The sequence below is a fragment of the Dechloromonas denitrificans genome (genome assembly GCF_001551835.1).
Lineage (GTDB): Bacteria > Pseudomonadota > Gammaproteobacteria > Burkholderiales > Rhodocyclaceae > Azonexus > Azonexus denitrificans.
On the sequence record NZ_LODL01000035.1, the window covers coordinates 618,355 to 640,144 of the forward strand.

Annotated in this window: 20 protein-coding genes; 6 read left to right on the forward strand and 14 right to left on the reverse strand. The window is 64.1% G+C overall.

Annotated features, from left to right (window positions below; all coding sequences use genetic code 11):
- Positions 1 to 69: 69 nt before the first annotated feature.
- Positions 70 to 1,602: a hypothetical protein gene (locus AT959_RS17790; RefSeq protein ID WP_066886067.1), complete on the reverse strand. Its 1,533-nt coding sequence runs from the start codon at positions 1,600 to 1,602 to the stop codon at positions 70 to 72.
- A gap of 29 nt (positions 1,603 to 1,631) precedes the next feature.
- Here AT959_RS17790 and AT959_RS17795 point away from each other — a divergent pair, with 29 nt between their 5' ends.
- The gene (locus AT959_RS17795) at positions 1,632 to 1,895 is read left to right on the forward strand and encodes a hypothetical protein (RefSeq protein WP_066886070.1); all 264 of its coding nucleotides are present in this window, start codon (positions 1,632 to 1,634) and stop codon (positions 1,893 to 1,895) included.
- Here AT959_RS17795 and AT959_RS17800 read toward each other — a convergent pair whose 3' ends face one another.
- The 12 genes from AT959_RS17800 to AT959_RS17855 all read right to left on the reverse strand — a co-directional run bounded on the left by AT959_RS17800 (position 1,896) and on the right by AT959_RS17855 (position 11,149).
- A complete protein-coding gene (locus AT959_RS17800; protein ID WP_066886073.1) occupies positions 1,896 to 2,828 on the reverse strand; it encodes an exopolyphosphatase in 933 nt (310 codons plus the stop codon). It abuts the gene before it with no gap.
- A 79-nt stretch (positions 2,829 to 2,907) separates the two neighbouring features.
- Complete coding sequence (napF, locus tag AT959_RS17805) at positions 2,908 to 3,387, reverse strand: ferredoxin-type protein NapF (RefSeq protein WP_066886075.1); 480 nt, start codon at positions 3,385 to 3,387, stop codon at positions 2,908 to 2,910.
- Between the two features lie 3 nt (positions 3,388 to 3,390).
- Positions 3,391 to 4,233, reverse strand: coding sequence for a c-type cytochrome biogenesis protein CcmI (ccmI, locus tag AT959_RS17810; protein ID WP_066886078.1), 843 nt, complete (start codon positions 4,231 to 4,233; stop codon positions 3,391 to 3,393).
- Positions 4,230 to 4,712 (reverse strand): cytochrome c-type biogenesis protein, encoded by a 483-nt coding sequence (locus tag AT959_RS17815; protein WP_066886082.1) that lies wholly within the window; start codon positions 4,710 to 4,712, stop codon positions 4,230 to 4,232. Before AT959_RS17815 ends, ccmI begins: the two co-directional genes overlap by 4 nt.
- Positions 4,709 to 5,293 (reverse strand): DsbE family thiol:disulfide interchange protein, encoded by a 585-nt coding sequence (locus tag AT959_RS17820; RefSeq protein ID WP_066886086.1) that lies wholly within the window; start codon positions 5,291 to 5,293, stop codon positions 4,709 to 4,711. The genes AT959_RS17815 and AT959_RS17820 overlap by 4 nt, the downstream gene beginning before the upstream one ends.
- A complete protein-coding gene (locus tag AT959_RS17825; protein ID WP_066886089.1) occupies positions 5,290 to 7,278 on the reverse strand; it encodes a heme lyase CcmF/NrfE family subunit in 1,989 nt (662 codons plus the stop codon). Before AT959_RS17825 ends, AT959_RS17820 begins: the two co-directional genes overlap by 4 nt.
- A gap of 2 nt (positions 7,279 to 7,280) precedes the next feature.
- A complete protein-coding gene (gene ccmE / locus AT959_RS17830) occupies positions 7,281 to 7,766 on the reverse strand; it encodes a cytochrome c maturation protein CcmE (RefSeq protein WP_066886091.1) in 486 nt (161 codons plus the stop codon).
- Positions 7,763 to 7,963, reverse strand: a complete 201-nt coding sequence (gene ccmD / locus AT959_RS17835; RefSeq protein WP_066886094.1) for a heme exporter protein CcmD — start codon at positions 7,961 to 7,963, stop codon at positions 7,763 to 7,765. Before ccmD ends, ccmE begins: the two co-directional genes overlap by 4 nt.
- Complete coding sequence (ccmC, locus tag AT959_RS17840) at positions 7,960 to 8,718, reverse strand: heme ABC transporter permease CcmC (RefSeq protein WP_066886097.1); 759 nt, start codon at positions 8,716 to 8,718, stop codon at positions 7,960 to 7,962. Before ccmC ends, ccmD begins: the two co-directional genes overlap by 4 nt.
- The gene (ccmB, locus tag AT959_RS17845) at positions 8,715 to 9,383 is read right to left on the reverse strand and encodes a heme exporter protein CcmB (RefSeq protein ID WP_066886100.1); all 669 of its coding nucleotides are present in this window, start codon (positions 9,381 to 9,383) and stop codon (positions 8,715 to 8,717) included. Before ccmB ends, ccmC begins: the two co-directional genes overlap by 4 nt.
- 10 nt (positions 9,384 to 9,393) lie before the next feature.
- Positions 9,394 to 10,011: a cytochrome c biogenesis heme-transporting ATPase CcmA gene (gene ccmA, locus AT959_RS17850; protein ID WP_066886103.1), complete on the reverse strand. Its 618-nt coding sequence runs from the start codon at positions 10,009 to 10,011 to the stop codon at positions 9,394 to 9,396.
- Positions 10,012 to 10,141: 130 nt separating this feature from the next.
- Positions 10,142 to 11,149 (reverse strand): cytochrome-c peroxidase, encoded by a 1,008-nt coding sequence (locus AT959_RS17855; protein ID WP_066886106.1) that lies wholly within the window; start codon positions 11,147 to 11,149, stop codon positions 10,142 to 10,144.
- Positions 11,150 to 11,319: 170 nt separating this feature from the next.
- Here AT959_RS17855 and AT959_RS17860 point away from each other — a divergent pair, with 170 nt between their 5' ends.
- Positions 11,320 to 12,225 (forward strand): hydrogen peroxide-inducible genes activator, encoded by a 906-nt coding sequence (locus tag AT959_RS17860; protein WP_066886109.1) that lies wholly within the window; start codon positions 11,320 to 11,322, stop codon positions 12,223 to 12,225.
- On the opposite strand, the gene AT959_RS20705 is transcribed toward AT959_RS17860, so the two are convergent.
- The gene (locus AT959_RS20705; protein WP_169795482.1) at positions 12,207 to 17,213 is read right to left on the reverse strand and encodes an EAL domain-containing protein; all 5,007 of its coding nucleotides are present in this window, start codon (positions 17,211 to 17,213) and stop codon (positions 12,207 to 12,209) included. The genes AT959_RS17860 and AT959_RS20705 overlap by 19 nt on opposite strands.
- Positions 17,214 to 17,490: 277 nt before the next feature.
- Between AT959_RS20705 and AT959_RS17870 the strand changes: the two genes are divergently transcribed.
- From AT959_RS17870 to AT959_RS17885, 4 genes are all read left to right on the forward strand, one after another.
- Positions 17,491 to 18,582, forward strand: a complete 1,092-nt coding sequence (locus AT959_RS17870) for a hydrogenase small subunit (protein ID WP_066886112.1) — start codon at positions 17,491 to 17,493, stop codon at positions 18,580 to 18,582.
- 1 nt (position 18,583) lies between these two features.
- A complete protein-coding gene (locus AT959_RS17875; RefSeq protein WP_066886116.1) occupies positions 18,584 to 20,380 on the forward strand; it encodes a nickel-dependent hydrogenase large subunit in 1,797 nt (598 codons plus the stop codon).
- Between the two features lie 22 nt (positions 20,381 to 20,402).
- Positions 20,403 to 21,107, forward strand: coding sequence for a Ni/Fe-hydrogenase, b-type cytochrome subunit (cybH, locus tag AT959_RS17880; RefSeq protein ID WP_066886119.1), 705 nt, complete (start codon positions 20,403 to 20,405; stop codon positions 21,105 to 21,107).
- A 68-nt stretch (positions 21,108 to 21,175) separates the two neighbouring features.
- Positions 21,176 to 21,790 carry a HyaD/HybD family hydrogenase maturation endopeptidase gene (locus tag AT959_RS17885; protein ID WP_066886122.1) on the forward strand — a complete coding sequence of 205 codons (615 nt, stop codon included), beginning with the start codon at positions 21,176 to 21,178 and terminating at the stop codon, positions 21,788 to 21,790.

Below are 21,790 nucleotides of genomic sequence, written 5' to 3' on the forward strand. Positions count from 1 at the left end.
TCCACCGCAGCCCTCGGGCTGCGGCCAGCAAGGCCCGTCGCCGGACGGGCCTTTTTCTTGGCGGGTAAGTTAAGCCGGCCGGCAGGCGTAACGGACGAAGTCGGCACCGCGCTCGATGACTTCCCTCGGCACCAGGTGCACGACCGAGGCGCATTCCAGCGCCACCCCGATATCGAGCCGGATGCCGGCGGTGACCGGGACCAGCAGCGAGATGTCGCTGCCGCTGCGCAGCACGAAGGCGGCGTGGCGTGGCTGGCCCGGCGGGCTGGCGGCGACTCGTTGCAGGGTGCAGGCTTCGATCTGTTCCGAGTACCAGTCGAGCCGGGCATGGAGTTGCCCGTCTTCCGCGGCGAGCAGCCGGGAGAGCACGCCGAGGCAGGGCTGATCGCCTTGCAGGGTGGCAATCAGGCAGGGCGCCTGCAGGCGTGGGCCATTGGCTTCGAGCCGCGTCACTTGCCCGTCGGTTCGCGACCAGGTTTCGCTGGGAACGTCGATGCGCTGGACGGCGGTGGGCATCTGCGAAAGGCTGTCGAAGCCGAAGAGGGCCATCCGTTGATGGGCAATCGAAGTGCTGCGCGCATTCATGCCGCTCCCCGGGTTGAGTTCTTCTCCCTTGAAAATGGCGTAGGCGTCTTCGGCGCCAAAGGCCAGTTCGATTTCGCCGCTGGCCTGGCTGGGGACCGAGGGTGGCGTGCGCAGATGGTGGTCGATGTCACTGAGCAAACGGATACAGGCGGCGGCCGATAGTTCGCGGCCGAGCTTGAGGGCCTCCGGCGCTTCGCCGGCGCGCAGCGATTCGATCCGCAAACGGATCTTGCGGTCGACCGAACGCACGTTGAGCCAGCCCGGCAGACCAGCCGGCAGCGGGCCGCCGAACAGCGGGGCGAGCGGGATGGTCAGTGTTTTTCGATCACTGTCCGGCGCACTCTGGAACGCGCACAGTTCACGCCAGCGGCTGAGCGCCCGGTTGGCGACGGCCAGTTGGGCCGAGGAAAAGTGATAGGGGTCGGCCAGGCGAAGCAGGATCGCCCAGCTCAGCAGCCCGGCAATATTCGCTTCGCCGAGGTGCGGGTAGTCCGGATCGCCCAGCGCCTGGCGCAGGACCCCGGCGCTCTCGGCTTGGGCGAGGATGGCCAGCAGCAGGTGGTCGAGCTCGGGCGGACAGGCCTGGCTGGCCTGGTAGCAGGTGAATTGAGCGAGCCGGATGGCGTTGGCGGCGCGGTGCAGCGACAGGCACTTGTCGGTGCCGGCAAAGTGCGGTGCCAGGCGCAGGTAGGCGATGCCCAGTTGGCGCCACAGGCGCTGAGCCATCGCGAAAACCTGCTGTTCGTCGGCGGTCAGGGGCAGTGCCTTGCGGTTGTAGCGTGCCTCCTGGCTGGCCTGCACGGGCAGGGCGGCAGAGCGCAGGCGATTGAGCAGTTGCAGGCTGAGCGGTGGTGGCAGGGCCGCGGCATCGATTGCCTCGATCTGGCCAGTCAGGGCGCTCAACAGCGGCCAGGGCTGGTTGGCGGCTTGCGCGGCAAGCCAGCGTTCGGCGGCGACGATATCCTGAAATGCCGGTGCCAGCTTGCTGTGGGCGGCGGGAAGTTGCAGCCTGTGCATGGTCGCTCCTTTCAGGGTATGCTCGATCCATGAGCGGATTTGAACATTATGAGCGCGAATTGGCCGATCTTGATCACGAGATTCGGCGTTATGCCGCCATTTGCGGCGTCAGCCTGGCCAATCGTTACGAGGTCGAGCGCTGTCTGGGCGAGCATCACGCCACCTGGGCCGACGACAAGGCCCGGGAGAGTTTGCAGGGCCTGCTGGTGCTGCGCATCAAGCTGGAGACGGAGATGATCGAACTGGGCTTTTCGCCGCCGCCGCTCATCCCGCCTGTCCCGCTCGAAGACTGATCAGCCCTCGGCGTTGATCTTGGCGATCAGCGCCTGCAGCGTCTCCGCCGCCTGATCGTTGGCGACCTGACAGGTGCCGGCCGCCTGGTGACCGCCGCCGCCGTAGGCCAGCATCAGTTCGCCGACATTGGTCTTGCTGCCGCGATCGAGAATCGACTTGCCGGTGGCGAAGACGGTGTTCTGCTTCTGGACGCCCCACATTACGTGGATCGAAATGTTGGTCTGCGGGAACAGCGCGTAGATCATGAAGCGGTTGGTCGCCCAGATCGTTTCTTCGTTGCGCAGGTCGAGTACGGCCAGGTTCTTGTGCACGGTGGTGCAGCGCAGGATCTGGTCCTTGGCTTTTTCCGCCTGGTCGACATAGAGTTCGACGCGTTCCTTGACGTCCGGCAGGGCGAGGATTTCATCGATGCCGTGATTGCGGCAGTACTTGATCAGATCCATCATCAGCGCGTAGTTGCTGATCCGGAACTCGCGGAAGCGGCCGAGGCCGGTGCGGGCATCCATCAGGTAATTGAGCAGCACCCAGTCCTTTGGATTGAGGATCTCGTCGCGGCTGAATTGTGCCGAATCGGCCTTGTCGACCGCATCCATCATGTCGTCGGTGATGTTCGGGAAGGCTTCCTTGCCGCCGTAGTAGTTGTACACGACGCGCGCCGCCGAGGGGGCGTCGGCTTCGATGATGTGGTTCTTGCGCTCGCCTGTATTGCGGATGGTTTCCGACAGGTGGTGGTCGAAAGCGAGATGGGCGGCGGCGACGTAGGGCAGGTTGGTCGTGATGTCATTGCCGGTGATATCCACCTTGCCGTCCTGCATGTCCTTCGGGTGCACGAACTTGATGTCGTCGATCAGGTCAAGTTCGTTGAGCAGCACGGCGCAGACCAGGCCGTCAAAGTCGCTGCGGGTCACGAGGCGGTATTTTTGTTGCGTCATTGCTTGTCTCCGGGTGGCGAATTGCGTTGTAGCGACAAGCATAGCGCCATTGGCGGCCGAGCGGAACGCGCCCGGCGATTTAGCTGCGTATGGTGACGGCCAGCGTCGGACAGGGGGCAACGCAGGCGCCGCAGCCGGTACATTTTTCGCGGTCGATTTCCGGCAGCGGACTACCGCCGAGGCGCGGCGTGAAGCGGATGGCGCGGGCGTCGCAATAGTCGCCGCAGACCCGGCATTCGACGCCCTGATGCGGCAGGCAGTCTTCGCCGATGCTGGCGGTGTACGGCCAGGGGGCGGCATTTTTGGCGCGCAACAGGGCCTTCGGCTGGCAGGCGCTGACGCAATCGCCGCAGAAGGTGCATTCGCCGACCTTGAAATCGACGGTCGGGTAGCCGCCGTCGCCGGCGACCAGGATGTGCTGCGGGCAGGCCTTCAGGCAGTCGTTGCAGCGTGTGCAGTGATCGATGAAGGCCGCCTCGTCGCGCGCCCAGGGCGGCCGGATTTCGGCCTTCGGACGCGGTCGACCGCGGAAGAAGGCGCGGCGCCCTGCATCGACCATTGTTTAGCCGCCGGCTTTCATCTTGTCGATGCCGCTACGCAGCATCTGGTCGATTTCCGAACCCGGCTCGACCTGCAGCAGCAGGGCTTCCCAATAGGCGATGCCCTTCTTGTTGTCACCGGCTTCCATCGCTCCGGCGCCGGCCAGGAACAGGCTGTGGCCGTGCTTGGGATCGAGCTTCAGGGCCTTTTCGACAAGCTGTATCGGCTTGCCCTTGAGGCCTTCGCCGCGGGCCATGGCGATCGTTTCGGCGTAGGCGGCAAGCAGATCGGGGTCTTCGTTGACCAGCTTTTCGGCCTTGCCGTAGGCGGCCGCAGCTTCTTCGTAGCGGCCCATGGTCTTGTAGGAACGGGCCAGCATCAGCCAGCCCTTGAGGTCGTCCGGATTGGCCTGCATGCGTTCGGCCAGCTTGGCGACCATGCCGTTGATTTGTTCCGGCGTCATCTGTGGCTTGGCAACGGTCTGGGCCGGGTCGAGGGCGCGCGGATTGCCGAGAATGCCGTAGCCGAGCAGGCCGAGGATGGGCAGCAGCAGGAGCAGGGCGATTGCCGTCTTGCGGCTCGGGCCGTGGCTGGCGGGGACGGTCGCCTCGGCGGTGGCCGGTTCGACTTCCTCCAGCAGGCGCCGTTGCAGTTCGCGCTTGGCCTGCTCGAAGTCGCTATCGGCCAGCGTGCCGTTGTCCTTCTCGCGTTCGAGTTCGGTCAACTGGTCGCGGAAGATGGCGAGGTTGGCTTCCTTGCGGTCGGCTTTCGGCTTGGGGGCGCGCAGGCCGAGCCAAAGCGGCGGCAAAATGAAGGCGGCGACCACCACGATGAGCAGGATGGCGAAAAGGGCGAACTGGGTCATTTCGGGGTGTTTTCCTTGAGCAGCGCGTCGGCGCGGCTGGCTTCGTCAGCCGAGAGCGGCTGGTCTTCGGCATTGATGCGGGTGGTCCGGCGGCGCAGATAGCGTTGCAGGATGAACAGGCCAAGCAGCATCAGGGCGACCGGGCCACCCCAGAGGAGCAGCGTGATGCCCTTGACCGGCGGCCGGTAGAGCACGAAATCGCCGTAGCGGGTGACCATGAAATCGACGATTTCCTTGTCCGTCTTGCCGTCCTTGATCATCGTCCGCACTTCGCGGCGCAAATCCTGGGCCAGTTCGGCATTGGAGTCGGCGATGGTCTGGTTCTGGCAGACCAGGCAGCGCAGTTCCTCGGACAGCTTCTGCAGGCGCTTTTCGGCAACCGGGTCGGCGGCCAGCGCCGCTTCGGTGGCGCTGTCCACGGCCAGTGCGGCGGTCGACGCGATAAAAAGGGCAAAAACCAGCGTCAGCAAGCGCTTCATTTGTTGAGCTCCGCGAGCAGCGGCATGATCTTCTTGCCGAGCACTTCGGGCGTGATCGGGCCGGTATGCTTCATGCGGATCAGGCCGGCCTTGTCGATGACGTAGGTTTCCGGCACGCCATAGACGCCGTAGTCGATACCGACCCGGCCGTCGAGGTCCATCACGGTCAGCGTGTACGGGTCGCCGTGGTCGGCCAGCCATTTGTTGGCGCGCTCGAAGGCGAGTTTTTTCTCTTCATCGGCCGCCATCTTGCTCATGTCGAAACCGCCGTCGCCCCGCACTTCCTTGTAGTTGAGGCCGATCAGCGGGACATTCACTTTCTTCGAGAACTCGACCAGCACCGGGTGTTCCTGGCGGCAGGAGACGCACCACGAGGCCCAGACGTTGAGCAGCCAGACCTTGCCCTGCATGTCCTTCGGGCCGAGCGTGGTTTCCGGTTTGGCCAGCACGTTCAGGTTGAAGGCCGGCGCCGGCTTGCCGACCAGCGGTGACGGCACGTCGCGCGGGTTGAGGTTGAGGCCGATGGCGAGCAGGGCGACGAGGGCGGCAAAGGCGCCCAGAATCCAGTAGTAACGGTTCATGCTTGTTGGGTTCCAGCGGGAATGGTGGCGGCAGCGCGGGCCTTGACGCGATAGCGGCGGTCGAGCAGGGCCAGGCAGCCGCCCAGCGCCATCAGCACGCACCCGCCCCAGATCCAGTCGACATAGGGTTTGTAATAGACGCGCACCGCCCATTCGCCTTCCGGCTTGTCGCGGTCGATCGGCTCGCCGAGCGAGACATAGACGTCGCGCAGCAGACCGGCATCGATCGCGGCTTCGGTCATCGGCATCGTCGAGGAATGGTAATTGCGCTTTTCCGGATTCATTTTGTGCAGGAATTTACCGTTCACCGCCAGATCGAAATCGCCTTGGGCGGCGACGTAGTTCGGCCCCTCGACCGCCTTCACGCCGTTGAAGGTGAAGTGGTAGCCGGCGACATCGACGCTTTCACCGGGCGCCATCTTGACGTCCTTTTCTTCCTGGAAGCTGCTCACCATGGTGACGCCGACGACGAAGACGGCGATACCAATGTGGGCGACATGCATGCCGAAGAAGCTGCGCGGCTGCTTGAGCGCAGCACTCAGGAAGGACTGGCCGGCCCGGGTGTGCTGGACGCGTTCGACGAAGTTGATCAGCGCGGTGAATACGATCCAGGCGGCGAGCAGGATGCCGAGCGCGGTCAACGCCGACCACTGGCCATAAAGCAGCGGCAGGGCGATGGCGACGATGGCTGCGGCGGCCAGCGCCCAGCGCACGGTGCGGGCGATGTCGGGAATCGATGCTTCCTTCCAGCGAGCGAAGGGGCCGACGCCCATCAGGAATAGAATTGGCGTCATCACCGGCACGAAGACGGCATTGAAGTACGGTGGGCCGACCGAAATCTTGCCGACACCGAGAGCGTCGATCAGCAACGGGTAGAGCGTGCCGAGCAGCACCGTGGCGCAGGCGACGACGAGCAGCACGTTATTGGTGAGCAGCAGCGATTCGCGCGAAACCAGCCCGAAGCGGCCGCCCAGCCCGACTTTCGGGGCGCGCCAGGCGAACAGTGCGAGCGAGGTGCCGATCACAGCGACCAGGAAGATCAGGATGAAAATGCCGCGCCGTGGGTCGGTGGCGAAGGCATGGACCGAAGTCAGCACGCCGGAACGGACCAGGAAGGTGCCGAGCAGCGACAGCGAGAAGGCGGAAATCGCCAGCAGGACCGTCCAGTTCTTGAAGCTGCCGCGCTTTTCGGTGACCGCCAGCGAATGGATCAGCGCCGTACCGACCAGCCAGGGCATGAAGGAGGCGTTTTCGACCGGATCCCAGAACCACCAGCCGCCCCAGCCCAGTTCGTAATAAGCCCACCACGAGCCCATGGCGATGCCGAGGGTCAGGAAGACCCAGGCGGCGGTTGTCCACGGCCGCGACCAGCGCGCCCAGGCGGCGTCCAACTGACCGGAGAGCAGCGCCGCGATGGCGAAGGCGTAGGCCACCGAGAAGCCGACGTAGCCCATGTAAAGCAGCGGCGGGTGGATGACCAGGCCGAAGTCCTGGAGCAGCGGATTGAGGTCGCGCCCTTCGGCGGCCCCCGGCAGCAGGCGCTCGAAGGGGCTGGAGGTGATCAGGATGAAGAGCAGGAAGCCGAAGGCGACCAGGCCGAGCGTGCCGAGGACGCGGGCGACCATGGTTTCCGGCAACTGGCGCGACAGCATGGCGACGGCGAAGGCCCACCAGGTCAGCATCAGCATCCACAGCAGCAGCGAGCCTTCATGGCCACCCCAGACGGCGGCGACGCGGTATTGCAGCGGCAGCAGCGAATTGGAGTGCTGGGCGACATAGACCACCGAGAAATCGTTGCTGACGAAAGCCTGGGTCAGGCAGGCGAAGGAGAAGGTGACGAGCAGCGCCAGCGCCGAGGCGGCCGGGCGGGCGACGGCGACCCAGGCCAGGCGGTTGTTGTGGGCGCCGATCAGCGGCAGGGTGCCGAGGACCAGCGCGACCAGCGCAGCGAGGATCAGCGCGAAATGGCCGAGTTCGGGAATCATGCTCAGTAACTCGCTTTCGGTTGGGCGCCACTGGCAGCCGCGGCCGCCTTCTTTTCGGCAGCGCGTTCGTGGGCGTCGCCGACGGCCTTGGCGGCTTCCGGCGGCATGTAGTTCTCGTCATGCTTGGCGAGCACTTCGTTGGCGCTGAAAGTGCCGTTGTCCACCATCTTGCCCTGGGCGACGACGCCTTTGCCTTCCTTGAAGAGGTCGGGCAGGATGCCCTTGTAGTTCACGGTGATGTCCTGGTCGGTATCGGTGACGATGAAGGCGATGGTGACGCCATCGGCCTGTCGCTGCAGGCTGCCTTCCTTGACCAGGCCGCCGATGCGGAAGACCTTGCCCTGCGGAGCCTTGCCGGCGGCGACGTCGGTCGGCGAAATGTAGAGGGCGATGTTGCTGTTCAGCGCATTGAGAACGAGGGCGGCGATGATGCCGACGACAGCCAGCGCGCCGCCGATCAGGGCGAGTTTCTTGTGACGGGATTTCATTCTGCGGTGTTCCTGTTTTCAGCGCGGGTTTCTGCCCTCATCTGGCGCTGCAGACGAGTAATGGTGGTCTTTCGATTGCGGGCGACCATGATCGGTTCAATCGCCATGATCAGCACGGTGGCGCCGAAGGAGCCCCAGACGTAAAAGCCGTAGCCGCCCATGGCGAGAAAGTCGGCAAAGCTGTTCCAGTGGATCATTTTTTACCTCCGGCCACTTGTCCGGCCAGTTCGGCCTTGACCCAGTCGGTATGGCGCTCGCGTTCGAGCATGATGGTGCGCACCCGCATCAGGGCGACGGCGATCGAGTACATCCAGAAGCACATCGCCATCAGCAGCATGCCCCAGAGCATGGTCTCGGCCATCGACGACTTGGTCAGGTTGACGCTGGAACCCTGGTGCAGCGTGTTCCACCACTTCACCGAGAAATAGATGATCGGCACATTGACGACGCCGACCAGCAGCAACAGGCCGCCCGCCTTGTCGGCGCGGCGGGCATCGTCGATCGCTGCGGTCAACGCCATGTAGCCGATATAAAGGAAGAGCAGGATCAGTTCCGAGGTCAGCCGGGCATCCCACACCCACCAGGCGCCCCACATCGGCTTGCCCCACAGGGCGCCGGTCCACAGCGACAGGAAGGCCATCAGCGCGCCGGTCGGGGCCAGTGCCTGCGCCATCATGCCGGACAGCCGGGTGTTGAAGGCGAGGCCAATGGCGGCCCAGAAAGCCATGACCAGATAGATGAACATCGACATCCAGGAGGCCGGGACGTGGATGAAGATGATGCGGTAGCCCTCGCCCTGCTGGAAGTCGGTCGGCGCGACCAGCATGCCGAGATAGAGTCCGGCCAGGCCGAAGATGACCGAGATGGCGGCGAAATAGGGAATCAGCGTACCGGCCAGCGGGTAGAACGTTGCCGGCGAGGCGAAGCGGTAGAGATTGAAGCGATCTTTCATTCGAGGGCGATCTTCAAGGCAGCGGCCGTCGCCCAGGGGGCGAAGCCGACAGAGGCAAAAGTAATGGCAGCGAGCAGGGAAAGATGACCTTCCCCCCCGAGACCGGTCACCGTGGCATCGACTGCGCCAGCGCCGAATATTAGCACCGGGATGTAGAGCGGCAGCACGAGCAGCGACAGCAGCACGCCGCCGCCGCGCAGACCGAGGGTCAGTGCCGCGCCGATGGCGCCGATGCCGGACAGGGCCGGGGTGCCGAGCAGGATGGCGCCGGTCAGCACGAGCAGCGCGTCGGCCGAGAGGTCGAACTGGATGCCGAGGACCGGGGCGATCAGCGCCAGCGGCAGGCCGGAAACCAGCCAGTGAGCGATCACTTTGCCGGTGACGACCAGGCCGAGCGGGTGTGGCGCCAGCGCCAGTTGCTCCAGCGTGCCGTCGCGGTGATCGTCGGCGAACAGCCGGGGCAGCGACAGCATGGTCGCCAGCAGCGCCGCCACCCACAGCACGCCGGGGGCCAGCTTGCGCAACAAATCGGGTTCGGGGCCGATGCCGAGCGGGAACAGGCTGACCACGATGATGAAGAAGAACAGTGCCGAGACGATGTCCGCCTGGCGGCGCATGGCCAGTTTGAGGTCGCGGCCGATCACCGCGCTGACGATTTTCAGCATGGGCGAGCGCTCATCCGCCGATCCGCAATTCGCGGACCTGGCCGGCCGGGATATTGACCAGCTGGTGCGTTGTCATCACGGCCAGGCCGCCGCGTTGCAGGTGGCCGGAAATGATGCCGGCCAGCCAGTCGACCGCAGCGACGTCGAGGGCGACGAAAGGTTCGTCGAGGATCCACAGCGGGCGTTTCTCGGTGACCAGGCGGGCCAAGGCGACGCGGCGCTTCTGGCCTTGCGACAGGTATTTGCAGGCGAGGTCTTCGCGGCCGGCCAGGCCGACCTGTTCCAGTGCGTCGATGGCGTCGTCCTCGGACAGCGTTTCGTCGGCCAGGCGGGCGGCAGCCAGCAGGTTTTCGAGTGGCGTCAATTCTTCCTTGATGGCGTTCAGGTGGCCGAGGTAGCAGAGATCGGCCCGGAATTCGTCGGCCAGCTTGTCGATGGCCATGCCCCGCCAGCGGATTTCGCCGGCTTCCGGCGGCAGCAGGCCGATCAGCATGCGCAGCAGACTGGTCTTGCCGGCGCCGTTGCGGCCTTGCAGATACAGCAGTTCGCCGCCTTCCAACTTGAAGTTGAGGCCTGCGAACAGGCGGCGCTCGCCGCGCACGCATTCCAGATTGTCAGCTTCAAGCATCAGGGGAAAAACCGAAAGAAATCAGGCGCAAATTATGAACGCGCAAGTGTACCGACAGATTGATGATCATCAAACAAAAAGACCAAGAAAAACGGGGGCCGCAGCCCCCGTGGCGGGATGGTCGGGGAGATTACTTCTTCTCGAACGGGGTCGGCCGCGGCGTTGCATCGGCCGACGGCGGCAGGATCGGCATCTTGAAGTTCGGCTGGTCGCCGGTCAGGGTCTTCAGGAAGGCGACGATCTTGGCATTTTCATCATCGCTGAACTTCTTGCCCAACTGCAGGCGGCCCATCGTGTCGACGGCTTCCTTCAGCGTGTTGGCGGCGCCGTCGTGGAAGTACGGATAGGTCATTTCGACGTTGCGCAAGGTCGGCACCTTGAAGTTGAAGCGGTCGGCGTCCTTGCCGGTGACGGCGGAGCGGCCTTCGGCCGGACTGGAGGCCTTGTAGGCTTCGACGACGCCCATTTTCTGGAAGGAATTGCCGCCGACGGCCGGGCCGTTATGGCAGGCGACGCAGCCGCTGTCCTTGAACAACTGGTAGCCGGCCAGTTCATTCTTGCTCAGCGCCTTCTTGTCGCCCTTCAGCCACTTGTCGAAGCGGGAGTTCGGGGTGACCAGGGTTTCCTCGAAGGCGGCGATGGCTTTGGTCACTTTTTCGATGTCGACCGTCTCGCTGCCGAAGGCTTTCTTGAATTCGCCGACGTAAGCCGGAATCGACTGCAGCACGTTGATCGCCAGGGTATGGGTGAAGGCCATTTCGCCCGGATTGGCGATCGGCCCGCCGGCCTGCGCCTTGAGGTCGGCGGCACGGCCGTCCCAGAACTGCGCGAGATTGAGGCTGGAGTTCAGCACGGTCGGTGCGTTGATCGGGCCTTCCTGCCAGTTGTGGCCGATCGAGGTCTTGATGTTGTCGGTGCCGCCCATCGACAGGTTGTGGCAGGAGTTGCAGGAAATGAAGCCGGACTTGGAGAGACGCGGGTCGAAATAGAGCTTCTTGCCCAGTTCGACGAGGGCCGGGTTGGTGACCTTGGCCGGGGTGATCGGCTGGATCGGTTCCTGGTTGGCGGCAACTGCCGCCTGGCTGATCAGGGCGCCGGAAAGTAGTGCAATTGTGCTGGCCAACATGCTGCGTTTCATCTTGTGTTCTCCCTGGTTGAAATGCTCGGTTCGGGCATTCTCCCCTTGGGGGCTATGCTAGTATTGATCCAAGTCAATGATTTTTATGGGTTTTGGTTATGGAGGCTATAGGTATTCCCTATAGCTGAAAGGGGCTTTAGACCCCATTTTGTTTTATGGAGAGCAGTTAGATGACACTGACCGAGTTGCGTTACATCGTGGCGCTGGCCCAGGACGGTAGTTTCAGTCGGGCGGCCGAGCGCTGTTCCGTCAGCCAGCCAACGCTGAGCGTGGCGATCGCCCGGCTGGAGGATGAACTGGGGGTGCAGTTGTTCGAGCGCGGCAAGGGCTTTGTCAGTCCGAGTGCGGTCGGCCTGAAGGTGGTCGAGCAGGCGCAGCTCGCCCTCCAGGAAGCGGAAAAAGTCCGTCAGATCGCCATGTGCGGCCGCGATCAGCTGGAGGGGCCGCTGCGCCTGGGCATCATCCATACGATCGGGCCGTATCTGCTGCCGCAACTGATCCATGCCCTGAAATCGGTAGCGCCGGAAATGCCGCTGGCCATCGAGGAAAACATGACGGCCAACCTGGCCGACATGCTGCGCGACAACGAACTGGACGTGGTCATCATCGCCCTGCCCTTCGAGATACCCGGCGTACTGACCCGGCCGCTCTACGACGAGTCGTTCAAGGTCATCGTGCCGCGCGGCCATCCGTGGGAAGGCAAGGAGAGCATCAGCCCGGAGGAGGTGGCCGGTGATGAAGTGCTGCTGCTCAAGGCTGGCAACTGTTTCCGCGATCAGGTGCTGGGCGCCTGTCCGCAGGTGAGCAGTCCGGAAACCGATATCCGGCTGGGTCATTCGATCGGCACCATTCGCTGCATGGTGGCCTCCGGCCTTGGCGTCTCCGTCCTGCCCGATGGCGCCTTGCGCCATCCCTACAGCAACGACATGATCAGCGTCATTCCCTTCCGGCCGCCGGAACCGGCACGCCGCATCGCCCTTGGCTGGCGCGCCGGCTTTGTCCGGCCGAAGGCGATCGATGCCCTGCTGGCCGCGGTGCGTGGCCTGAAAACGCCGGCCTATCGCCTGGTCGATTGATCGGAGAGTAGAACCTCCGCCTGGATTTGCTGCAAATGACTGCTCATCTGGCTGGCGAGCTCTTCCAGTTCGGCCAATAAGGGCCGGCTGGCCGGCTCGTCGCTGCCGCGGCCGGCGCACAGTTCACGGCCGATTTCGTGCAGGCGGCGGTGCACCTGCTCCAGTTCGGCAAAACCGTCCAGCGCACGGTAGCGCTGGCTGTGCGGGCCGTAATACCAGCGACCAAAGCGGCAGTTTTGGTGGTCGTCGTGGGGCGCCGGCAAGGTTCCGCTGGTGTCGTCGAGATAGGCCTGCAGCTTGAGTTTCCAGCGTTTGTGTTCGACCTCGGCAATCAGCATCGGCAAGTCGTCGCGCGACCAGAGAAAGGCGGTGCTCGAACTCCACAATTCATCGGGTCGGAAGCTGTCGACCCAGGCCGGTAGCTCGCCGGCCGGCATCGGGCGGGCGATGCCGAAACCTTGCGCCATGTCGCAGCCGAGTTGCAGCAGCACCATGCCGTGTTCGACCGTTTCGACGCCCTCGGCGATCACCTTGCGCTGGAAGGCCCGGGTCAGGCCGATGACGCCTTCGACGATGGCCAGGTCGTCCGGGTCGTCGAGCATGTCGCGGACGAAGGATTGGTCGATTTTCAGGATGTCGGCCGGCAGTCGGCGGAAATAGGTCAGCGATGAATAGCCGGTGCCGAAATCGTCGAGCGAGAAGCTGACCCCGTGGCGTCGGCATTCGGCAAAAAGTGCGGCGACGTTGGCGATATCTTCCAGTGCCGCCGTCTCCAGCACCTCCAGTTCGAGGCTGTGCGGCGGGACATCCGGATGGGCGGCGAGCAGTTCGCCGAGGCGGGCCGCGAAGCCGGGAGCCTGCAGATGGTTGCCGGCAATATTGACGCTGACCGCGATCTCGAGGCCGGCGCTACGCCAGAGCGAAAGTTGCTGCAATGCTTCGCGGATCACCCAGTCGCCGAGGGTGATCGACAGTTCGCTGCCTTCGATGGCGGGCAGGAAATCGGCCGGCAGCAGCAGGCCGCGCTCCGGGTGCTGCCAGCGGATCAGCGCTTCGGCCCCGATCACGCTGCCCTGGCGCATGTCGACCTTGGGCTGGTAGTGAAGAACGAACTCGTGGTCGTTCAGGGCCTGACGAATGCGGCTGATTTCCTCACGGCGCAGGCGGGCACGGCGGTCGTTTTCCGGGTCGAACAGGTGAAAACGGTTGCGCCCGGCCTGTTTGGCGGCATACATCGCCTGGTCGGCGTGGCGGAGCAGGGTGTCGCTGTCCGAGCCGTCTTGCGGGTAGAGGGTGACACCGATACTGGCTGATATCGAGATTTCGTAACCACCGATGCGGAAGGGTGTGGTCAGTTGCCCGATGACGCGGCCGATGGCGTGGTCGCATTCATGGACATCGTCGAGATCGGAGAAGAGCAGCACGAACTCGTCGCCGCCCAGCCGGGATACCGTGTCGCCGGCCCGGACGCAGGCTTTCAGACGCTGGCCGACCTCGACCAGCAGGCGGTCGCCGATGGCGTGGCCGAACTGGTCGTTGACCGGCTTGAAGCCGTCGAGGTCAAGATAGCAGACGGCCAGTGTCTTGCCGTTGCGTTCGGATTGTGCCATCGCCAACTGCATCCGGTCGCCGAGCAGCATGCGGTTGGGCAACTGGGTCAGGGCATCGAAATGGGCCAGGTGTTCCAGCCGTTTCTGGTGTTCCTTGATCAGCGTGATGTCGGAAAAGATGCCGACGAAGTGCGATACCGCGCCGTCGCGGTTGCGCACGGTCGAGATGGTCAGCAGTTCGGCGAAGATTTCGCCGGTCTTCTTGCGGTTCCAGACTTCGCCGCGCCAGAAACCCTGCTCGCGGATGGTCTGCCACATCGTGGCATAGAACTCGGGCGGGTGATGGCCAGACTTGAGCAAATCCGCCGTCTGGCCGATTGCTTCGCTGCGCGCATAGCCGGTCAGTTCGCTGAAGGTGCCGTTGACTTCGACGATGCGGCCGGCCGGGTCGGTGATCATGATGCCTTCGTGGGCGTTGTCGAAGACGCTGGCCGCCAGCTTCTGGCGTTCCTCGGCGATCAGCCGCTCGCGAATGTCCTGGGCAATGGCGATCAGCGCCGGCTGGCCGTCCCAGTAGCCGGTGATGATCCGGGTATCGACCATGACCGGGCTGCCGTCGGCATGCAGCAGCGGCAGCGGACAGGTCGAACGCTGGCCGGCAACGATTTCGCCCAGGTAGTGCGTGGCCATTTCCCGCGTTTCCGGCGGGTGGACCGCAGCAATGTGCTGCGTCTTGAGTGTGTCCGGCGGGTAGCCCAGGCGTTCGTTGACCGCCTGGTTGTGATGCAGGATGCGACCGCTGGTGTCGAAGATGAAGATCAGGTCGGTCAGCGCGTTGAACAGGCCGCTCAGGTTGTGTTGCAGGCGTGCGGCCTCTTCCTGGGCATCGAGGCGGAGCAGGGTCTGGCCGAAATTGCCGGCCAGCGTTTCCAGCGCCTGCAGGGTGTCCGGCGAAATCTGGCTGGCCTGGCGACCGGCCAGGTAGAGGCCGGCCACCGCCTGGCCGGCAACCAGCACCGGCAGCACGGTCAGGCAGCGCAGGCCTTCGGCGGCCAGATCGGGCGAGGCAATCAGTTCGTCATCGTTGCAATGCTTGTTGAAGTCATTGCAACTGCAGACCAGCTTGCCGTCGGCGATGCTTAGGGCCTGTGGATGGTCGGCCGGCAGCGTGCGATGTTCGGCAACGAATTTTGCCGACAGGCCCTGGTCGGCGAGCAGCCGATAGCCGCCGTCCGGGGTGCGCTGGTAGATACAGCCGGCATCGAGGTCGGGGAAGCGCAGCGCCGCCTTGAGAATGGTGCTGAGCACTTCTTCGCGCTGCAGGCCGGCGGCCAGGGCCTGGGCCAGGTCGTGCTCGATTTCGAGACGCAGCGCCGCCCGTTTGCGTTCGCTGATGTCGACCACCGAGGCGATCATCACCGGCCGGCCGAAATAGGAGCCGGGGTGCAGCCGGACATCGACCGGAAAGATGCGGCCGCCGGCACTGCGCGCCCAGTATTCGAAATACTGCGGGGTACCGGCGATGGCGGCCTTGATCCGCTGCGCTACCAGTGCCATGTCGTTCAGCCCCGGGGCGCCGAGCATGGCCTGGGTTTGACCGAGCAGGCGGGCGCGGGGATGGCCGAACAGGGCTTCGACCCCGATGTTCACATCGAGGATGCAGCCGTCTTCGCTCTGGATGAAGACCGCTTCGCTGATGCTGTCGAAAATGCCGCGGAAGGTCTCCAGGCTTTTTTGCAGCTGGTCGCCCCCCTGCTGGTGCGCCAGGATCAGCGCCGTCAGTTGGCTGGACTGGGTGAGCAGGGCGATATCTTCATGGCTGGGCGCGCCGGGCTGGCGGTTGTAGGCAGCAAAGGTGCCGAGCAACTGGCCCTGCGGGCTGAGGATCGGTTCCGACCAGCAGGCGGCAAAGCCCGCTTCGCGGGCGGCATCCAGATATTGTTCCCAGTAAGGCTGATCGGCGATTTCTTCGAGGAGCACCCGCTGGTGCAGGAAGGCTGCTGCACCGCTGCCCGCAGCGAGCGGAATGCTGCCGATTCTTCTGGCATAGCTGTCGGGCAGGCGTGGCGCGGCGAAGGGGCGCAGGTGCAGGCCGTCGTCGTCGAGCAGTTGGATGGCGCAGGTCCAGGCCGGCATTTCCGTTTCGACGGAGAGGACGATCAGTTCCAGCACGCCGATCAGCGGTTCGTTGCGGATCAGGCCGGCGAGTGCCGCGTTGCGCAGCAGGATCGCCTCCTCGGAGCGGCGTTGCCGGGAAATGTCGAGCGCGAAGCCGACCGTGCCGAGCAGGGTGCCGTCGTCGTCGATGACCGGCGCCTTGTAGGTCTCGTGCCAGGCCAGCCCGTCGGCGCGGGCGATCGGCTCAGCGACGATCTTCTTCTGCTGGCTGGCCATCACGGCCGCGTCGTCGGCACGGTAGCGTTCAGCCAGCTCCGGTGGCCAGAAGTCGAAATCGGTCTTGCCGATCAGGTTGGCGGTCGAGCTCTCGCCGACGGCGGTCGCATAGACCCGGTTGACGGCCAGAAAGCGCGACTCGGTGTCCTTGAGCCAGACCAGATAGGGGAAATTGTCGAGCAGGGCGCGCTGATAGCGTTCGTTGCGGGCCTTTTCATCCTGCGTCTGGTCGCGCTGCCTAGTCAGGGCCAGGCGGTCGGCCAGCGCGTCGTCCACCAGGTCAAGCTTGAGCGGGCGCATCAGCGCATGTTCGGAAAGCAGGCCGACCAGGCGATTGCTGCGGTCGACTACCGTCAAATGCCGAATTCCGCGGTCCAGCATGCATTGGGCCGCATCGGCCAGGGCGCTGTCTTCGTGGATGCTGATCGGCGGCTGCGTCATCACCGCCCCGAGTGGCGGATTGCCGGCGCCACTGGCGAACAGGCGAACCACATCGCGTTCGGTGACGATGCCGAGCGGCTGGCGACCGTCAACGACCACAGCGCAACTGGCGCGGACGGCTTCCATGGCGGCCAGCGCTTCATCGAGCGTGGCGGTGGCCGGCAGGCGCGGGAAAAGCCGTTCCATCAGCGTATCGACGCTGTTCAGGTGATGGAAGAAATCGGCCCCGAGATGGCGGCGCAAATCGGCCTCGCTGACGACGCCGAGCGGCTTGCCGGCCTCGTCGATGACGATGATGTGGCGAATGCCGAGGCTGGCCGCCTCGCGGTAGGCCTGGCGGAAATCCATCGCGGCCGGCACGCAGTGCACCGGTTGGGTCATGCTGTCGCGGACTGCGGCGGTGGGGGCCAGATGCTGACGCTGGATACGCAGCATGTCGCTTTCGGTGACGATGCCGAGTACCTTGTCCTGGTCGATCTCCCGGTCGATGACGATGACCGAGGAAGTGCCGGAGTTGACCATCAGCGCGGCAATCCGGCCCAGGCTGGTATCGGGTGAAACCTGCTCGCAGGCAGACGAAATCAGTTCAGCAATCTTCGGCACAGTCCCCCCTCTTTTTTTCCGCGATTGTAAGCGCGCCAAGGGGAATCGCCTTAACTGCCGTCAATCCCTGGCGGCGACTGTCGAAACGGGGTGGAAACTGTGCTTTCACTATGGATTGTCTGTAACCATTGTTTTGCCCGGGAGGCAGGGCTGGCGGTCCTCGCCGCAAGGCGACTTAATGCCTTGATTCCTATCGCGAATGATCAGTTCCTTGGCAGGTGGCACAAGGCTTGCACCTGTCGTTCCACTGCACGCGACAAAAACGGGGGAACAACAAGTGACCGAGACATTCTACGAAGTGCTGCGCCGTCAGGGTATCACCCGGCGCAGCTTCCTGAAATTCTGCAGCCTGACGGCGACTTCGCTCGGCCTGGGCAGCGCCGCCGCACCGCGCATCGCCCACGCGCTGGAAAACAAGCCGCGCACCCCGGTGCTCTGGCTGCACGGCCTGGAATGCACCTGCTGCTCCGAATCCTTCATCCGCTCGGCGCACCCGCTGACCAAGGACGTCGTGCTCTCGATGCTCTCCCTCGACTACGACGACACGCTGATGGCCGCCGCCGGCCACCAGGCCGAAGCGATCCTCGACGAGGTCAAGAAGAAGTACAAGGGCAACTACATCGTCGCCGTCGAAGGCAATCCGCCGCTCAACGAAGACGGCATGTTCTGTATCCAGGGCGGCCGCCCGTTCGTGGAAAAGCTGCGCGAAACCTGTGCCGACGCCAAGGCGATCATTTCCTGGGGCGCTTGTGCGTCCTACGGCTGCGTGCAGGCCGCCAAGCCGAACCCGACCCGGGCGACGCCGGTGCACAAGGTGATCACCGACAAGCCGATCATCAACGTGCCGGGCTGCCCGCCGATCGCCGAAGTGATGACCGGCGTCGTGACCTACATGCTGACTTTCGACCGCATCCCCGAACTCGACCGCCAGGGGCGGCCGAAGATGTTCTACGGCCAGCGCATCCACGACAAGTGCTATCGCCGCGGCCACTTCGACGCCGGCCAGTTCGCCGAAGCCTGGGACGACGAAGGGTCGCGCAAGGGCTACTGCCTGTACAAGATGGGCTGCAAGGGGCCGACCACCTACAACGCCTGTTCGTCGATGCGCTGGAATGGCGGCGTCAGCTGGCCGGTGCAGTCCGGCCACGGTTGTATCGGCTGCTCCGAGGAAGGCTTCTGGGACAAGGGTTCGTTCTACGACCGCGTCACCGACATCAAGGCCTTCGGCGTCGAAGCCAATGCCGACACCATCGGCAAGGCGGCAGCCGGCACCGTCGGTGCGGCGATTGCCGCCCATGCTGCCGTGACGGCACTGGCCCGCGCCCGCCAGAAGGCTGGCGAGACTGAAGAACAAAAGGGAGAAAAATAAGATGGCTGCCTACGAAACCCAGGGCTTCAAGGTTGATAACTCCGGCAAACGCGTCGTCGTCGACCCGGTTTGCCGCATCGAAGGGCACATGCGGGTCGAGGTCAATCTCGACAGCAACAACGTCATCCGCAACGCGGTGTCCACCGGCACCATGTGGCGCGGTCTGGAAGTGATTCTCAAGGGCCGCGATCCGCGCGACGCCTGGGCCTTCACCGAGCGCATCTGCGGCGTCTGCACCGGCACCCATGCGCTGACTTCGGTGCGCGCCGTCGAGGATGCGCTGAAGATCCAGATTCCGGAAAACGCCAACACCATCCGCAACCTGATGCAGCTGAACCTCTACGTTCACGACCATCTGGTGCACTTCTATCACCTGCACGCGCTCGACTGGGTCGATGTCGTGTCGGCGCTGAAGGCCGATCCGAAAGCAACGTCGACGCTGGCCCAGAGCATTTCCAGCTGGCCGCTGTCCTCGCCGGGCTATTTCCGCGACATCCAGAACCGCCTGAAGAAGTTCGTCGAATCCGGCCAGCTCGGCCCCTTCATGAACGGCTACTGGGGCAACCCGGCCTACAAGCTGCCGCCGGAAGCCAACCTGATGGCGGTGGCGCATTACCTGGAGGCGCTCGATTTCCAGAAGGAAATCGTCAAGGTGCACACCATTTTCGGCGGCAAGAACCCGCACCCGAACTGGCTGGTCGGCGGCGTGCCCTGCGCCATCAACCTCGAAGGGGTCGGCGCCGTCGGCGCGGTGAACATGGAGCGCCTGAACCTGGTCAAGAGCATCATCGACCGCTGCGCCGAGTTCGTCGAACAGGTCTACATCCCCGACCTGCTCGCCATCGGCAGCTTCTACAAGGGCTGGGGCTACGGCGGCGGCCTGTCGTCGAAGAACATGCTGTCCTACGGCGACATTCCGCAGAAGGCCAACGACTACACCAGCGGCAACCTGCTGCTGCCGCGCGGCGCGATCATCAACGGCAAGCTCGACGAAATCCACCCGGTCGACCTGAAAGACCCGGAACAGGTGCAGGAATTCGTCGCCCACTCCTGGTACAAGTACCCGGACGAAACCAAGGGCCTGCACCCGTTCGACGGCGTCACCGAACCCAATTTCGAACTTGGTCCGAAGACCAAGGGCAGCAAGACCCGCATCGAGGAACTCGACGAAGGCGGCAAATACTCGTGGATCAAGGCGCCGCGCTGGCGCGGCCACGCCATGGAGGTCGGCTGCCTGCCGCGCATGGTGCTCGGCTACCTGCAGCCGAAGCAGTACCCGGAAATCCACGGCCTGGTCGAAGGCGCCCTGAAAAAGCTCGACGTGCCGGTTACCGCGCTGTTCTCGACCTTGGGCCGCACCGCGGCGCGCGGTCTGGAAACGGCCTACTGCGTCAAACTCCAGCAGGAACAGTTCGCCAAGCTGATGGCCAACCTGAAGGCCGGCGACCTCAACACCGCCAATATCGAGAAATGGGAGCCGAGCACCTGGCCGAAAGAGGCCATGGGGGCCGGGTTCACCGAAGCGCCGCGTGGTGCGCTCGGCCACTGGATCCGCATCAAGGACACCAAGATCGACAACTACCAGTGCGTCGTTCCCACTACCTGGAACGGCGGGCCGCGCGACCACAAGGGCCAGATCGGCGCTTTCGAGGCGGCGCTGATGGACACCCCGGTCGCCAAGGCCGACGAGCCGCTGGAAATCCTGCGCACGCTGCATTCCTTCGATCCCTGCCTGGCCTGCTCGACGCACGTGATGAGCCCGGACGGCCAGGAAATGACGACGGTCAAGGTCCGCTGAGCGGTCCGGAAAGGAGGCAATCATGCTCTCTCAACAGGACATGCTGGAGGCCGAACGGCACGGCAAACAGGTCCGTTCGATCTATGTCTACGAAGCGCCAGTCCGTCTGTGGCACTGGCTGAATGCGCTGGCCATGGTGGTGCTGGCGGTGACTGGCTATTTCATCGGCACACCCTTGCCGACCCAGCCAGGTGAGGCATCGGCCAATTTCCTGATGGGCTACATCCGTTTCGCCCATTTCGCCGCCGCCTACATCTTCGCCATCGGCCTGGCGGCGCGTATCTACTGGGCCTTCGTCGGCAATCACCACGCCCGGCAGATCTTCATGCTGCCGATCAGCAACAAGCACTGGTGGAGCGAAGTCTTCTTCGAACTGCGCTGGTATCTCTTCCTCGAAAAGACGCCGAAAAAATACGTCGGGCACAACCCGATGGCGCAGTTGATGATGTTCTTCTTCTTCACGGTACTGGCGGTCGGCATGGTGTTCACCGGCTTCGCCATCTACAGCGAAGGAGCCGGCCTCGGCCACTGGAGCGACCTCGCCTTCGGCTGGGTGATCCCGGCGCTGGGCGGCTCGATGCAGGTGCATAACCTGCACCGCCTGGGCATGTGGATCATGATGACTTTCGCGCTGGTGCACATTTACGCGGCGATCCGCGAGGACATCATGAGTCGGCAGAGCCTGATCTCGACGATGATTTCCGGCTGGCGGATGTTCAAGGATTAGGTGTCTTACCTTGCATTGGCCCCGGCTCGCACCTGACGCGACCGGGGCATTTTTTTCTGGAGGTAACGATGAATTCCAAACGCATTCTTGTGCTCGGTATCGGCAACCTGTTGTGGGCCGACGAGGGCTTTGGCGTGCGCTGCGTCGAGGCGCTGAATGCCGGCTGGGAGTTTCCGCCGCAGGTCGAGCTGATGGATGGCGGCACGCAAGGCCTCTATCTGCTGCCTTACGTCCAGGAGGCTGATTGCCTGCTGGTTTTCGACGCGGTCGATTACGGCGATGCACCCGGCAACTTGCGCGAAGTGGTCGGTGACCAGGTACCGCGCTTCATGGGCGCCAAGAAAATGAGCCTGCACCAGACCGGTTTCCAGGAAGTGCTGATGGCGGCCGAACTGACCGGCAAGCTGCCGGCCGAACTGGTGCTGATCGGCGTCCAGCCGGAAGAACTGGAAGACTACGGCGGCAGCCTGCGCGATATCGTCAAGGCGCAGATGGCACCGGCCCTCGATATCGCCTTTTCCTGGCTGGAACGCTGGGGGGCGCCGGCCCGCGTGCGCCAGGGCAAGGCCGCCAGCCTCACCGATGCGGCACTGGCGATCGAGGTTTACGAAGGCGAGCGGCCGTCGGCCAGCCAGGCCTACCGCTTGGGCGACGCCCGTTTCCTGAATCTGGAAGAAGCCTGA

Excerpts from the sequence above, each read along its gene's own strand:
- AT959_RS17800 (WP_066886073.1), bottom strand. The coding sequence starts at position 2,828 with ATGACGCAACAAAAATACCGCCTCGTGACCCGCAGCGACTTTGACGGC.
- ccmB (WP_066886100.1), bottom strand. The coding sequence starts at position 9,383 with ATGCTGAAAATCGTCAGCGCGGTGATCGGCCGCGACCTCAAACTGGCC.
- AT959_RS17795 (WP_066886070.1), top strand. The coding sequence starts at position 1,632 with ATGAGCGGATTTGAACATTATGAGCGCGAATTGGCCGATCTTGATCAC.
- ccmC (WP_066886097.1), bottom strand. The coding sequence starts at position 8,718 with ATGAAAGATCGCTTCAATCTCTACCGCTTCGCCTCGCCGGCAACGTTC.
- AT959_RS17875 (WP_066886116.1), top strand. The coding sequence starts at position 18,584 with ATGGCTGCCTACGAAACCCAGGGCTTCAAGGTTGATAACTCCGGCAAA.
- AT959_RS17820 (WP_066886086.1), bottom strand. The coding sequence starts at position 5,293 with ATGAACCGTTACTACTGGATTCTGGGCGCCTTTGCCGCCCTCGTCGCC.
- ccmD (WP_066886094.1), bottom strand. The coding sequence starts at position 7,963 with ATGATCCACTGGAACAGCTTTGCCGACTTTCTCGCCATGGGCGGCTAC.
- ccmE (WP_066886091.1), bottom strand. The coding sequence starts at position 7,766 with ATGAAATCCCGTCACAAGAAACTCGCCCTGATCGGCGGCGCGCTGGCT.
- AT959_RS17815 (WP_066886082.1), bottom strand. The coding sequence starts at position 4,712 with ATGAAGCGCTTGCTGACGCTGGTTTTTGCCCTTTTTATCGCGTCGACC.
- ccmI (WP_066886078.1), bottom strand. The coding sequence starts at position 4,233 with ATGACCCAGTTCGCCCTTTTCGCCATCCTGCTCATCGTGGTGGTCGCC.
- cybH (WP_066886119.1), top strand. The coding sequence starts at position 20,403 with ATGCTCTCTCAACAGGACATGCTGGAGGCCGAACGGCACGGCAAACAG.
- AT959_RS17790 (WP_066886067.1), bottom strand. The coding sequence starts at position 1,602 with ATGCACAGGCTGCAACTTCCCGCCGCCCACAGCAAGCTGGCACCGGCA.
- AT959_RS17825 (WP_066886089.1), bottom strand. The coding sequence starts at position 7,278 with ATGATTCCCGAACTCGGCCATTTCGCGCTGATCCTCGCTGCGCTGGTC.
- AT959_RS17885 (WP_066886122.1), top strand. The coding sequence starts at position 21,176 with ATGAATTCCAAACGCATTCTTGTGCTCGGTATCGGCAACCTGTTGTGG.
- ccmA (WP_066886103.1), bottom strand. The coding sequence starts at position 10,011 with ATGCTTGAAGCTGACAATCTGGAATGCGTGCGCGGCGAGCGCCGCCTG.
- AT959_RS17860 (WP_066886109.1), top strand. The coding sequence starts at position 11,320 with ATGACACTGACCGAGTTGCGTTACATCGTGGCGCTGGCCCAGGACGGT.
- AT959_RS17855 (WP_066886106.1), bottom strand. The coding sequence starts at position 11,149 with ATGAAACGCAGCATGTTGGCCAGCACAATTGCACTACTTTCCGGCGCC.
- napF (WP_066886075.1), bottom strand. The coding sequence starts at position 3,387 with ATGGTCGATGCAGGGCGCCGCGCCTTCTTCCGCGGTCGACCGCGTCCG.